This is a genomic window from Kitasatospora sp. NBC_01246 (genome assembly GCF_036226505.1).
Taxonomy (GTDB): domain Bacteria; phylum Actinomycetota; class Actinomycetes; order Streptomycetales; family Streptomycetaceae; genus Kitasatospora.
On sequence record NZ_CP108484.1, the window covers coordinates 5,768,098 to 5,781,621 of the forward strand.

The 13,524-nt window shown below is 66.0% G+C and carries 7 protein-coding genes and 2 rRNA genes; all 9 read left to right on the top strand.

All coding sequences use genetic code 11. The features are described from left to right. Positions 1-33: 33 nt before the first annotated feature. On the top strand, positions 34-1,176 hold the full coding sequence (locus OG618_RS25110) for an ABC transporter ATP-binding protein (RefSeq protein WP_329489794.1): 1,143 nt from the start codon (positions 34-36) through the stop codon (positions 1,174-1,176). After that, positions 1,173-2,117: an ABC transporter permease gene (locus OG618_RS25115; protein ID WP_329489795.1), complete on the top strand. Its 945-nt coding sequence runs from the start codon at positions 1,173-1,175 to the stop codon at positions 2,115-2,117. The genes OG618_RS25110 and OG618_RS25115 overlap by 4 nt, the downstream gene beginning before the upstream one ends. Further along, entirely contained in the window at positions 2,117-2,920 is an 804-nt protein-coding gene (locus tag OG618_RS25120) for an ABC transporter permease (protein WP_329489796.1), read from the top strand. The genes OG618_RS25115 and OG618_RS25120 overlap by 1 nt, the downstream gene beginning before the upstream one ends. An 80-nt stretch (positions 2,921-3,000) precedes the next feature. After that, positions 3,001-4,395 carry an NAD(P)/FAD-dependent oxidoreductase gene (locus OG618_RS25125; protein ID WP_329489797.1) on the top strand — a complete coding sequence of 465 codons (1,395 nt, stop codon included), beginning with the start codon at positions 3,001-3,003 and terminating at the stop codon, positions 4,393-4,395. A gap of 305 nt (positions 4,396-4,700) precedes the next feature. After that, positions 4,701-5,132: a hypothetical protein gene (locus OG618_RS25130; protein WP_329489798.1), complete on the top strand. Its 432-nt coding sequence runs from the start codon at positions 4,701-4,703 to the stop codon at positions 5,130-5,132. An 80-nt stretch (positions 5,133-5,212) separates the two neighbouring features. Then, entirely contained in the window at positions 5,213-6,154 is a 942-nt protein-coding gene (locus tag OG618_RS25135; protein ID WP_329489799.1) for a hypothetical protein, read from the top strand. A 210-nt stretch (positions 6,155-6,364) separates the two neighbouring features. Next, entirely contained in the window at positions 6,365-7,888 is a 1,524-nt protein-coding gene (locus OG618_RS25140; protein WP_329489800.1) for a CoA-acylating methylmalonate-semialdehyde dehydrogenase, read from the top strand. A 641-nt stretch (positions 7,889-8,529) separates the two neighbouring features. Then, a 16S ribosomal RNA gene (locus OG618_RS25145) occupies positions 8,530-10,053 on the top strand. 280 nt (positions 10,054-10,333) lie between these two features. Next, positions 10,334-13,454 (top strand): 23S ribosomal RNA (locus OG618_RS25150). The 16S and 23S rRNA genes sit together here, the layout of an rRNA operon. The last annotated feature ends 70 nt before the right edge of the window (positions 13,455-13,524 follow it).

The window sequence follows — 13,524 nt, forward strand, 5'->3', positions numbered from 1 at the left end:
CCCTGACGGCAGAGAACCAGAGAGACACCACCCATGACAGAGCAGCTGCGCTCCGCGGCCACCGGTGGCGACGTCCGCCTCACCGGCATCGGCAAGACCTACGGCGCCTTCACCGCCGTCCACCCGCTCGACCTGACCGTCCCGCAGGGCTCCTTCTTCGCCCTGCTCGGCGCCTCCGGCTGCGGCAAGACCACCACCCTGCGCATGATCGCCGGGCTGGAGGAGCCCACCAGCGGCACCGTCCTGATCGGCGGCCAGGACGTCACCGCCCTGCCCCCGTACAAGCGCCCGGTGAACACCGTCTTCCAGAGCTACGCGCTCTTCCCGCACCTCGACATCTTCGAGAACGTCGCCTTCGGCCTGCGCCGGCGCGGCAAGAAGGACGTCAAGAAGCAGGTCGACGACATGCTGGAGCTGGTGGAGCTCGGCCAGTACGCCCGCCGCAAGCCGCACCAGCTCTCCGGCGGCCAGCAGCAGCGCGTCGCCGTCGCCCGTGCCCTGATCAACCACCCCCAGGTGCTCCTCCTCGACGAACCGCTCGGCGCCCTCGACCTCAAGCTCCGCCGCCAGATGCAACTGGAGCTCAAGCGGATCCAGACCGAGGTCGGCATCACCTTCGTCCACGTCACCCACGACCAGGAGGAGGCCATGACGATGGCCGACACCATCGCGGTGATGAACGGCGGCCGGGTCGAGCAGCTCGGCGCCCCCGCCGAGCTCTACGAGAACCCCGCCACCACCTTCGTGGCCAACTTCCTCGGCCAGTCCAACCTGCTGCCCGCCGACGTGACCGGGCAGCAGGGCGGCGACCTCCTGCTCAGCGCCGCCGGCGCCCGGCTCTCCGTGCCGAAGGCCCGGTGCGCCGCCGACGCGAGGAAGGTCCACCTCGGCGTCCGGCCGGAGAAGATCACCATCGAGCACTCCTCCGCCGAGGTCGCCGACGGCCGCAACCGGCTGGGCGGCACCGTGGTCGACTCCAGCTTCATCGGCGTCTCCACCCAGTACCTGGTGCGCACCGACGGCGGCCAGGAGGTGACCGTCTTCGAGCAGAACATGGAGCGCGACACCCGGATCGTCCCCGGTGCGCCGGTCGTCCTGCACTGGAACCCGGCGCACTCCTTCGCCCTGGACGCCGCCCAGGCGATCGACGCGGGCACCGGGGAGGAGGCGGCATGACCACCACCACCGCCGTGGCGCCGCCGCAGGCCGTACCCCCCGACGGCAGCCCGCTGCCCGGACCGGCCGCGCGGCCCAGGCGAAAGCTCACCCCGTACTGGCTGCTGCTGCCGGGCATAGCCTGGCTGGTCGTCTTCTTCGCGGTGCCGATGGTCTACCAGGCCTCCACCTCGCTGCAGACCGGCTCGCTGGAGAGCGGCTTCAAGGTCACCTGGCACGTCGCCACCTACTGGGACGCCCTGGTCGAGTACCGCTGGCACTTCGTCCGCTCGTTCGGCTACGCGGCCACCGCCACGCTGTTCTGCCTGGCCATCGGCTATCCGCTCGCCTACACGATCGCCTTCAAGGCGAGCAAGCGCTGGCGCAACGTCATCCTGATCCTGGTGATCGCGCCGTTCTTCACCAGCTTCCTGATCCGCACGCTGGCCTGGAAGACGATCCTCTCGGACGGCGGCCCGGTGGTCGGCGCGCTCAACGCGCTGCACGTCCTGGACCTCACCAGCGCCGTCGGCCTCACCTCCGGCGACCGGGTGCTGGCCACGCCGCTCGCGGTGGTGTGCGGCCTGACCTACAACTTCCTCCCGTTCATGATCCTGCCGCTGTACACCTCGCTGGAGCGGATCGACCCGCGCCTGCACGAGGCGGCCGGAGACCTGTACGCCCGCCCGTTCACGACCTTCCGCAAGGTGACCTTCCCGATCTCGCTGCCCGGCGTGGTCGCGGGCACGCTGCTCACCTTCATCCCGGCCTCCGGCGACTACATCAACGCCCAGCTGCTGGGCTCGCCGAGCGAGCAGATGGTCGGCAACGGCATCCAGAAGCAGTTCCTCAACGTGCTCGACTACCCCACCGCGGCAGCGCTGAGCTTCATCCTGATGGCCCTGATCCTGGGGATGGTGACGGTCTACATGCGCAAGGCCGGGACGGAGGAACTGGTCTGATGTCCCGAGTGATCAAGTGGATCCGGGCCCACCTGGTGGTGCTGGCCGGCCTGCTGGCCCTGGCCTACCTGGTGCTGCCCAACCTGGTGGTCCTGGCCTTCTCGTTCAACAAGCCGGTCGGCAAGTTCAACTACGAGTGGTCCGAGTTCTCCACCGACGCCTGGACCGATCCCTGCGGTGTGGCCGACATGTGCCAGTCGCTGTCGCTGAGCCTGGAGGTCGCGGTGCTCGCGACCGTCGGCGCCACCGTGCTCGGCACCATGGTCGCCTTCGCGCTGGCCCGCTACCGCTTCCGCGGCCGCTCCGCCACCACCGCGATGATCTTCCTGCCGATGGCCATGCCCGAGGTGGTGATGGCCGCCTCGCTCGGCACGCTCTTCCTCAACATGCGGATCCCGTTCGGCTTCACCACGATCCTCATCGCGCACATCATGTTCTGCCTGAGCTTCGTGGTGACGGCGGTCAAGGCGCGGGTGATGAGCATGGACCCGAGGCTCGAACAGGCCGCCCAGGACCTCTACGCGACCCCGACCCAGACCTTCCTGCGGGTCACCCTGCCGCTGGTCGCCCCCGGCATCGCCGCCGGCGCGCTGCTCAGCTTCGCGCTCTCCTTCGACGACTTCATCATCACCCAGTTCAACTCGGGCCCGACCACGGTCACCTTCCCGATGTTCGTCTGGGGCGCCTCGCAGCGCGGCATCCCGGTGCAGGTGAACGTCATCGGCACCGCGATGTTCATCGCCGCGGTGGTGCTGACCGTCGCCGGCCAGTGGCTCGGGAACCGCCGGAAGGCCACCGCCTGACCGGCACCGCCGGCGCCCCCGACGTAGCGTCGGGAGCGGCCGACAACCATCATCGATGTGCAGAAAGTGGCTGATAATGCATGGACTCCGCCCGCGCGCTCAGTGACGCCAGGCCCACCCCCTTCTGGCTGGAGGACCCGGGCCGGCCGGCGGCGCTGCCCGCCCTCGTCGGCGACACCACCTGCGACCTGCTGGTCGTCGGCGGCGGATACTCCGGCCTCTGGACCGCCCTCGTCGCCAAGGAGCGCGACCCCTCCCTGGACGTCGTCCTGGTCGAGGGCAACGAGGTGGGGTGGGCCGCGTCCGGGCGCAACGGCGGATTCTGCGCGGCCAGCCTGACCCACGGTTTCGGCAACGGGCTGCAGCGCTGGCCCGCCGAACTCGCCCAGCTCGAACGCCTCGGCGCGGCCAACCTGGACGGCATCGAGGCGACCATCGCGCGCTACGGGATCGACGCCGAGTGGGAGCGCACCGGCGAGATCGACGTCGCCACCCAGCCCCACCAGCTCGCCGAGCTGCAGGAGGTCGCCGAGGCGGTCGCCGAGTACGGACTCGACATCACCGTGCTCGACCGCGACGAGCTGCGGGCCGAGGTCGACTCGCCGACCTTCCTCGGCGGGCTCTGGGACAAGGAGGGCGTGGCGATGGTCCACCCCGCCAAACTCGCCTGGGGCCTCAAGGACGCCTGCCTCTCCCAGGGCGTGCGGATCTTCGAGCACACCCGGGCGACGGACCTCAGGGAGCACGGCGGCGGCATGGCCGTCCGCACCCCGTACGGACGGGTCTTCGCCCGCCGGGTCGCGCTCGGCACCAACGTCTTCCCGTCGCTGGTCAAGCGGGTCCGCCCGTTCGTCGTCCCGGTGTACGACTACGCGCTGATGACCGAGCCGCTCAGCGCCGAGCAGCTCGCCGCGATCGGCTGGAAGGGGCGGCAGGGGCTCGGCGACAGCGCCAACAAGTTCCACTACTTCCGGCTCTCCGCCGACAACCGCATCCTCTGGGGCGGCTACGACGCCGTCTACCACTACGGCGGACACGTCCGGCACGAGTACGACCAGCGGCCGGAGACCTTCCGAACCCTGGCGCACAACTTCTTCCGCTGCTTCCCGCAGCTGGAGGGGCTGCGCTTCACCCACGCCTGGGGCGGCGCGATCGACACCTGCAGCCGGTTCTCGGCGTTCTTCGACACCGCCCACCGCGGCCGGGTCGCCTACGCCGCCGGGTACACCGGGCTGGGGGTGGGCGCCACCCGGTTCGGCGCCGAGGTGATGCTCGACCTGCTGGCCGGGGAGCGCACCGAGCGCACCTCGCTGGAGATGGTCCGCTCCAAGCCGCTGCCGTTCCCGCCCGAGCCGGTGCGCTGGGCCGGCATCGAGCTCACCACCCGGTCGCTGGAGCGCGCCGACCGGACCGGTGGGCACCGCAACCTCTGGCTGCGCACCCTCGACCGGATGGGGCTGGGCTTCGACAGCTGAGCGGCCGCCCCGACGGCCTTCCGCGCCGATCACCGGCTGATCCGGTGATCGGCGCGGAGAATCCGCCGAGCCGATCCGATCCGAGCCGAGCTGATCCGAGCTGATCCGAGCCGAGCCGAGCCGAGCCGAGCCGAGCTGATCCGAGCCGAGCCGAGCCGAGCTGATCCGAGCCGATCCATCCGTTCGGCGAGGTGATCGCGCTATCCGTGTAAGAGAGACCCGCCGTCCGCCTCTCGTTGGTGACGGCGGGTCTCGGTTTCCCGCCGCGCCACGATCAGCAGCGCGCTGAGAAACGGGGACAGGACATGGAGAGCACCGGACTGCACTGGCTCGCCCAGGCGGCACCGGACCCGGACGCCTTCCGGGAACAGTGGGAACGCAGCGGGCTGGGCCTGATGCTGCTGCCGGCCGGCCGGCGCTGGGACGTCCTCTCGGTACCCGGCCGGCTCGGCCGTCCCGTCATCGACATCCTCGACTCCCGCTCCTGCGGGCCGGTCCTCGGCGACTCCGCCGGCGAGAGCGTCGGCTTCCTCGTCCCCGTCGGCACGGCCGCGCGCTGGGTCGGGACGGGCGTCCGGTGCGCCGGCGAAGGCACCTGGATCGTCGTACCGCACCCCGAACGGCACAACCGCGGCGTGCGCTGGCTCGTCCCGCCCGACGGCTCCGGACGGCTCAACGACCCGGTCGTGCTGGAACTCGCCCTGCACGAGGCCGCCGCCCGGCTCAGCGACTGGTGACGCCGCCGCGGCGCCGGAGCCGGGGCGCCGACCGGACGCGGCCCGGCGCACGGCCCGGGCGGCCGCGCCAGACTGGGAGGATGACCACCGCCCCGGACGCCGTCGACCCCTTCCTCCGCCCCGGCCGGGCGCAGTTGCGGCTCGCCGAGCCGGCCCGGCCCGTCTGCGACCGGCTCGGGCTCGCGCTCGCCGGTGGGCACGCGCTGCGCGCCCACGGAGTGCCGGCCTGCGCCCAGGACGGGCTGACCCTGGTGGCCGACGGCGGCACCGATCTGCCGCAGGCCGCCGCCGAGCTGGCCGCCGCCTACCGGGCGGCGGGCGGCGGGGTGGCCGAGCGCCCGGGCACCCCGCGCCTGGAACAGCTGTCCGTCCGGCTGACGCTCGGTGGGCGGTCGCACACGGTGGAGCTGCGCAAGGAGCCACTGGGCCACCGCCCGGTCCGCCTCGACCTCGGCGCGCCGGCGGCCGGGGAGCCCCCGCTGACGATGACCGTCGTCGCCCTGGAGGACGCGGCCGGACTCGCCACCGCGCTGCTCGCCGACCGGGGCCTGCCCCGGGACCTGCTCGACGTGCACGCCCTGACCGCCTGGTACCGGGAGGGGGAGCTGCTCGCACTGGCCACCGCGCTGGACGCGGACTTCCAGCCCGCCGTCCTCGCCGACCGGTTGGAGACGCTGGCCGACGCCGCCGACGGACGGTTCCGGGCCCGGGGAGCGGCGGGCGGCGCGGTGGCCGGGCTGAAGCGGTGGGCGTTGGCGTGGTCGCAGGACCTCCGCCTCGACCTGCTGGAGACCCAGGAGGCCGCGGACGGATTGCACGATCCGTACCTGGAGGACGTCGAGGCCCTGGAGGACCCGGAAGTCGAGGAGGACGTCGAGGCCCTGGGAGAGCGGGAGGGCCGGGAGGACCGGGAGCTCGTGGAGGACACCGGCGAGGCGGCACCGGTCGAGGACGCGGCGGGCGCGCGGTCGGCCGGTGCCCGGGAGGAGGCAGACGGGGCGACGGGGTCCGGTGGGGTCTGAGCTTCGCCCGTCCGGCCGATACGGCCGACGACCTGTAAGGCTGAATCCCGGATCCCCGTCAGCCTGTTCGTTGAGGCGGGCGATGACGGCCAGCAGACTGGGTGATGAGCGCGGTAGCCCCGTGATCCCGTCGCCCGGCCCTCTCGCGGGCGGCGCCACACAAGGGACCGGCGGCAGGACGCCGCCCGGGACTTCGGAGGCAGACGGACCATGAGCAAGCACATCATTCACTGGATCGGTGGCCGGCCGGTCGCCACCGCCGGCGCCGCACCCCGCCGCGGTGACCTCTTCGACCCGGCCACCGGCCAGGTCTCGGGTCACGTCGACTTCGCCGGGATCGACGAGGTCGACCAGGCGGTGGCCGCCGCCGCCTCGGCCTTCGTCGAGTGGCGCAACGCCTCGATCGCCAAGCGCACCACGGTGCTCTTCAACTTCCGCGAGCTGCTCAACGCCCGCCGGGACGAGCTGGCCGCGATCATCGTCGCCGAGCACGGCAAGGTGCACTCCGACGCGCTCGGCGAGATCGCCCGCGGCCTGGAGGTCGTCGAGTACGCCTGCGGCATCCCGCAGCTCGTCAAGGGCGGCTTCACCGAGCAGGCGTCCACCGGCATCGACGTCTACTCGATCCGCCAGCCGCTCGGCCCGGTGGCCGTCATCTCGCCGTTCAACTTCCCGGCGATGGTGCCGATGTGGTTCTTCCCGATCGCGATCGCGGCCGGCAACACCGTCGTCCTGAAGCCGTCCGAGAAGGACCCGTCCGCCGCCAACTTCCTGGCCGAGCTGTGGAAGGAGGCCGGGCTGCCGGACGGCGTGTTCAACGTCGTGCACGGTGACAAGGTCTCCGTCGACCGCCTACTGGAGCACCCCGACATCAAGTCGGTCAGCTTCGTCGGTTCCACCCCGATCGCCCGCTACGTCTACGAGACCGGCACCCGCTACGGCAAGCGCGTGCAGGCGCTCGGCGGCGCCAAGAACCACATGCTCGTCCTGCCGGACGCCGACCTGGACCTCAGCGCCGACGCGGCCATCAACGCCGGCTTCGGCGCGGCCGGCGAGCGCTGCATGGCCATCTCGGTGCTGGTCGCCGTCGACCCGATCGGCGACGAGCTGGTCGACAAGATCAAGCAGCGGATCGCCAACCTGAAGGTCGGCCCGGGCTGCAACGGCGACTCCGAGATGGGCCCGCTGGTCACCGGCCAGCACCGGGACAAGGTCACCTCCTACGTCGAGTCCGGTGTCGCCGACGGCGCCGAGCTCGCGGTCGACGGCCGCAAGCACCCGATCACCGCCGAGGACCGCAACGGCGCGCCGACCTCGGACGGCTTCTGGCTCGGCCCCACCCTGTTCGACCACGTCAAGCCCGGCATGTCCGTCTACAACGACGAGATCTTCGGCCCGGTGCTGTCGGTCGTGCGGGTCTCCTCCTACGAGGAGGGCGTGGCGCTCATCAACGCCAACCCCTACGGCAACGGCACCGCCATCTTCACCAACGACGGCGGCGCGGCCCGGCGCTTCCAGTACGAGGTGGAGGTCGGCATGGTCGGCATCAACGTGCCGATCCCGGTGCCGGTCGCCTACTACTCCTTCGGCGGCTGGAAGTCCTCGCTCTTCGGCGACGCCCACGCGTACGGCCCGGACGGCGTGCAGTTCTTCACCCGCGGCAAGGCCGTCACCCAGCGCTGGCTGGACCCCTCGCACGGCGGCATCAACCTCGGGTTCCCGACCAACAGCTGAGCCCCCGCCGCACTGCCGCCGCCGGCCGGACCCCTCCCCCCGGGGTCCGGCCGGCGGCTGTTTGCATCGCCCGGCCCGGCGGCGTAGTGTTCTCTAGTCGCTCGGCTGGGAGCACCGGACACGTGTCTACGCGGACGGTCCCGGAGCGGCCAATCCCTTGAAACATCACTTCCCGGTTCGGGCTGGGTTGTGCTTTGTCATTTCGACGGCAGGCACGGCTCATGCCTTATTCGGTGTGCCTGTTTATATGGATTGCGGCCGGATTCGCTTTTCGGGGCGGGGATCGGCTAGAGTTTGAAACGTCGGACAGGGCGTCAAGCCCGGGAAGACACCAGCGAGTTGGATGAACGAAGCGCCGGAAACGGAGCGGAAAACATCTGGTAAGCTGGAAACACGAAAGAACGAAGCGCCCGGAGGGCCCGCTGGAAGGCGGTCCGAAGGAAGTGTCCGTTCCTTGAGAACTCAACAGCGTGCCAAAAGTCAACGCCAGATATGTTGACATCCCCGGCCTTGATCCTTGTGATCGGGGTTGGAGATTCCTTTATGAAGTAAACACTAGCGAGGACGCAGTGCGCGGGGCCGCCCTATTCCGGTGGTTGCCGTGCCGCTCGACGCGAGTGCGGCTCGATTACGGGCAGACATTCACGGAGAGTTTGATCCTGGCTCAGGACGAACGCTGGCGGCGTGCTTAACACATGCAAGTCGAACGGTGAAGCCCTTCGGGGTGGATCAGTGGCGAACGGGTGAGTAACACGTGGGCAATCTGCCCTGCACTCTGGGACAAGCCCTGGAAACGGGGTCTAATACCGGATATGACCTTCCTCCGCATGGGGGTGGGTGTAAAGCTCCGGCGGTGCAGGATGAGCCCGCGGCCTATCAGCTTGTTGGTGGGGTAATGGCCTACCAAGGCGACGACGGGTAGCCGGCCTGAGAGGGCGACCGGCCACACTGGGACTGAGACACGGCCCAGACTCCTACGGGAGGCAGCAGTGGGGAATATTGCACAATGGGCGAAAGCCTGATGCAGCGACGCCGCGTGAGGGATGACGGCCTTCGGGTTGTAAACCTCTTTCAGCAGGGAAGAAGCGCAAGTGACGGTACCTGCAGAAGAAGCACCGGCTAACTACGTGCCAGCAGCCGCGGTAATACGTAGGGTGCGAGCGTTGTCCGGAATTATTGGGCGTAAAGAGCTCGTAGGCGGCCTGTCGCGTCGGATGTGAAAGCCCGGGGCTTAACCCCGGGTCTGCATTCGATACGGGCAGGCTAGAGTGTGGTAGGGGAGATCGGAATTCCTGGTGTAGCGGTGAAATGCGCAGATATCAGGAGGAACACCGGTGGCGAAGGCGGATCTCTGGGCCATTACTGACGCTGAGGAGCGAAAGCGTGGGGAGCGAACAGGATTAGATACCCTGGTAGTCCACGCCGTAAACGTTGGGAACTAGGTGTTGGCGACATTCCACGTCGTCGGTGCCGCAGCTAACGCATTAAGTTCCCCGCCTGGGGAGTACGGCCGCAAGGCTAAAACTCAAAGGAATTGACGGGGGCCCGCACAAGCAGCGGAGCATGTGGCTTAATTCGACGCAACGCGAAGAACCTTACCAAGGCTTGACATATACCGGAAACGGCTAGAGATAGTCGCCCCCTTGTGGTCGGTATACAGGTGGTGCATGGTTGTCGTCAGCTCGTGTCGTGAGATGTTGGGTTAAGTCCCGCAACGAGCGCAACCCTTGTTCTGTGTTGCCAGCATGCCTTTCGGGGTGATGGGGACTCACAGGAGACTGCCGGGGTCAACTCGGAGGAAGGTGGGGACGACGTCAAATCATCATGCCCCTTATGTCTTGGGCTGCACACGTGCTACAATGGTCGGTACAAAGGGCTGCGATGCCGCGAGGCGGAGCGAATCCCAAAAAGCCGGCCTCAGTTCGGATTGGGGTCTGCAACTCGACCCCATGAAGTTGGAGTTGCTAGTAATCGCAGATCAGCATGCTGCGGTGAATACGTTCCCGGGCCTTGTACACACCGCCCGTCACGTCACGAAAGTCGGTAACACCCGAAGCCGGTGGCCTAACCCGTAAGGGGAGGAGCCGTCGAAGGTGGGACCAGCGATTGGGACGAAGTCGTAACAAGGTAGCCGTACCGGAAGGTGCGGCTGGATCACCTCCTTTCTAAGGAGCACATGGCCGCTTGCAGGCGAATGTTCTGCACGGTCGCTCATGGGTGGAACGTTGACTATTCGGCACACTGGGTTGGCATCCGTTAGTACTGCTTCGGCGTGGAAGACGGATTGTTGATCGGGTGTGTCGGGCACGTTGTTGGGTCCTGAGGGAACGGCCGTATAGTCGTTGCTTCAGAGATGCCGGTCCCACTGAAGAGATGCCTTTGGGTGTCTTGGCGGTGGGTGACTGGTCGTTGTTTGAGAACTGCACAGTGGACGCGAGCATCTGTGGCCAAGTTTTTAAGGGCGCACGGTGGATGCCTTGGCACCAGGAACCGATGAAGGACGTGGGAGGCCACGATAGTCCCCGGGGAGCCGTCAACCAGGCTTTGATCCGGGGGTTTCCGAATGGGGAAACCCGGCAGTCGTCATGGGCTGTCACCCATACCTGAACACATAGGGTATGTGGAGGGAACGCGGGGAAGTGAAACATCTCAGTACCCGCAGGAAGAGAAAACAACCGTGATTCCGGGAGTAGTGGCGAGCGAAACCGGATGAGGCTAAACCGCGATGGTGTGAGACCCGGCAGGGGTTGCCATCGCGGGGTCGTGGGATTCTTCTTGATCGGTCTGCCGGCCGGTCGACGAGTCAGAAACCGTATGGGTAGTCGAAGGACATGCGAAAGGTCCGGCGTAGAGGGTAAGACCCCCGTAGACGAAATCTGTACGGCTCGTTTGGAGAACACCCAAGTAGCACGGGGCCCGAGAAATCCCGTGTGAATCTGGCGGGACCACCCGCTAAGCCTAAATATTCCCTGGTGACCGATAGCGGATAGTACCGTGAGGGAATGGTGAAAAGTACCGCGGGAGCGGAGTGAAATAGTACCTGAAACCGTGTGCCTACAAGCCGTGGGAGCGTCGTTCATCAGCTTGCTGGTGGGCCGTGACTGCGTGCCTTTTGAAGAATGAGCCTGCGAGTTTGCGGTGTGTAGCGAGGTTAACCCGTGTGGGGTAGCCGTAGCGAAAGCGAGTCCGAATAGGGCGATACAGTTGCATGCCCAAGACCCGAAGCGGAGTGATCTAGCCATGGGCAGGTTGAAGCGGAGGTAAGACTTCGTGGAGGACCGAACCCACCAGGGTTGAAAACCTGGGGGATGACCTGTGGTTAGGGGTGAAAGGCCAATCAAACTCCGTGATAGCTGGTTCTCCCCGAAATGCATTTAGGTGCAGCGTCACGTGTTTCTTGCCGGAGGTAGAGCACTGGATAGGCGATGGGCCTCACCGGGTTACTGACCTTAGCCAAACTCCGAATGCCGGTAAGTGAGAGCGTGGCAGTGAGACTGTGGGGGATAAGCTCCATGGTCGAGAGGGAAACAGCCCAGAACACCGACTAAGGTCCCTAAGCGTGTGCTAAGTGGGAAAGGATGTGGAGTCGCAGAGACAACCAGGAGGTTGGCTTAGAAGCAGCCACCCTTGAAAGAGTGCGTAATAGCTCACTGGTCAAGTGATTCCGCGCCGACAATGTAGCGGGGCTCAAGCACATCACCGAAGTCGTGTCATTGCAGCATTAAGGGCCAACGCCTGCTGTGATGGGTAGGGGAGCGTCGTGTGCCGGGTGAAGCGGCGGTGGAAACCAGTCGTGGACGGTACACGAGTGAGAATGCAGGCATGAGTAGCGATACAAGAGTGAGAAACTCTTGCGCCGATTGACCAAGGGTTCCTGGGTCAAGCTGATCTGCCCAGGGTAAGTCGGGACCTAAGGCGAGGCCGACAGGCGTAGTCGATGGACAACGGGTTGATATTCCCGTACCCGCTTTGAAGCGCCAACGTCGAACCAGGTGATGCTAAAGCCGTGAAGCCGGCCCGGAGTCTTCGGACAAAGGGACGTGGTGGAGCCGCTGGCCCAAGTCTGTAGTAGGTGAGCGATGGGGTGACGCAGGAAGGTAGTCCAGCCCGGGCGGTGGTTGTCCCGGGGTAAGGGTGTAGGCCGAGTGATAGGCAAATCCGTCACTCATTAAGGCTGAGACCTGATGCCGAGCCGATTGTGGTGAAGTGGATGATCCTATGCTGTCGAGAAAAGCCTCTAGCGAGTTTCATGGCGGCCCGTACCCCAAACCGACTCAGGTGGTCAGGTAGAGAATACCGAGGCGTTCGGGTGAACTATGGTTAAGGAACTCGGCAAAATGCCCCCGTAACTTCGGGAGAAGGGGGGCCATTCCTGGTGATGAGTCTTGCACTCTGAGCTGGGGGTGGCCGCAGAGACCAGCGAGAAGCGACTGTTTACTAAAAACACAGGTCCGTGCGAAGCCGTAAGGCGATGTATACGGACTGACGCCTGCCCGGTGCTGGAACGTTAAGGGGACCGGTTAGCTTGGATTCGTCCGGGCGAAGCTGAGAACTTAAGCGCCAGTAAACGGCGGTGGTAACTATAACCATCCTAAGGTAGCGAAATTCCTTGTCGGGTAAGTTCCGACCTGCACGAATGGCGTAACGACTTCTCGACTGTCTCAACCATAGGCCCGGTGAAATTGCATTACGAGTAAAGATGCTCGTTTCGCGCAGCAGGACGGAAAGACCCCGGGACCTTTACTATAGCTTGATATTGGTGTTCGGTTCGGCTTGTGTAGGATAGGTGGGAGACTTTGAAGCAGCAACGCCAGTTGTTGTGGAGTCGTCGTTGAAATACCACTCTGGTCGTGCTGGATGTCTAACCTGGGTCCGTGATCCGGATCAGGGACAGTGTCTGGTGGGTAGTTTAACTGGGGCGGTTGCCTCCTAAAGAGTAACGGAGGCGCCCAAAGGTTCCCTCAGCCTGGTTGGCAATCAGGTGTTGAGTGTAAGTGCACAAGGGAGCTTGACTGTGAGACTGACGGGTCGAGCAGGGACGAAAGTCGGGACTAGTGATCCGGCGGTGGCTTGTGGAAGCGCCGTCGCTCAACGGATAAAAGGTACCCCGGGGATAACAGGCTGATCTTCCCCAAGAGTCCATATCGACGGGATGGTTTGGCACCTCGATGTCGGCTCGTCGCATCCTGGGGCTGGAGTAGGTCCCAAGGGTTGGGCTGTTCGCCCATTAAAGCGGTACGCGAGCTGGGTTTAGAACGTCGTGAGACAGTTCGGTCCCTATCCGCTGTGCGCGTAGGAGTGTTGAGAAGGGCTGTCCCTAGTACGAGAGGACCGGGACGGACGAACCTCTGGTGTGCCAGTTGTCCTGCCAAGGGCATGGCTGGTTGGCTACGTTCGGGAGGGATAACCGCTGAAAGCATCTAAGCGGGAAGCCTGCTTCGAGATGAGCACTCCCACCTCCTTGAGAGGGTAAGGCTCCCAGTAGACGACTGGGTTGATAGGCCGGATATGGAAGCCTCGTAAGGGGTGGAGTTGACCGGTACTAATAGGCCGAGGGCTTGTCCTCAGTTGCTCGCGTCCACTGTGTTGTTCTGAAACAACGACCCCCATGACATGGCCTGTCGTGGGTGCGGTGA

What these genes read in the sequence shown, in the direction of transcription:
- OG618_RS25120 (WP_329489796.1), top strand. Translation starts at nt 2,117, where the DNA reads ATGTCCCGAGTGATCAAGTGGATCCGGGCCCACCTGGTGGTGCTGGCC.
- OG618_RS25110 (WP_329489794.1), top strand. Translation starts at nt 34, where the DNA reads ATGACAGAGCAGCTGCGCTCCGCGGCCACCGGTGGCGACGTCCGCCTC.
- OG618_RS25140 (WP_329489800.1), top strand. Translation starts at nt 6,365, where the DNA reads ATGAGCAAGCACATCATTCACTGGATCGGTGGCCGGCCGGTCGCCACC.
- OG618_RS25130 (WP_329489798.1), top strand. Translation starts at nt 4,701, where the DNA reads ATGGAGAGCACCGGACTGCACTGGCTCGCCCAGGCGGCACCGGACCCG.
- OG618_RS25135 (WP_329489799.1), top strand. Translation starts at nt 5,213, where the DNA reads ATGACCACCGCCCCGGACGCCGTCGACCCCTTCCTCCGCCCCGGCCGG.
- OG618_RS25125 (WP_329489797.1), top strand. Translation starts at nt 3,001, where the DNA reads ATGGACTCCGCCCGCGCGCTCAGTGACGCCAGGCCCACCCCCTTCTGG.
- OG618_RS25115 (WP_329489795.1), top strand. Translation starts at nt 1,173, where the DNA reads ATGACCACCACCACCGCCGTGGCGCCGCCGCAGGCCGTACCCCCCGAC.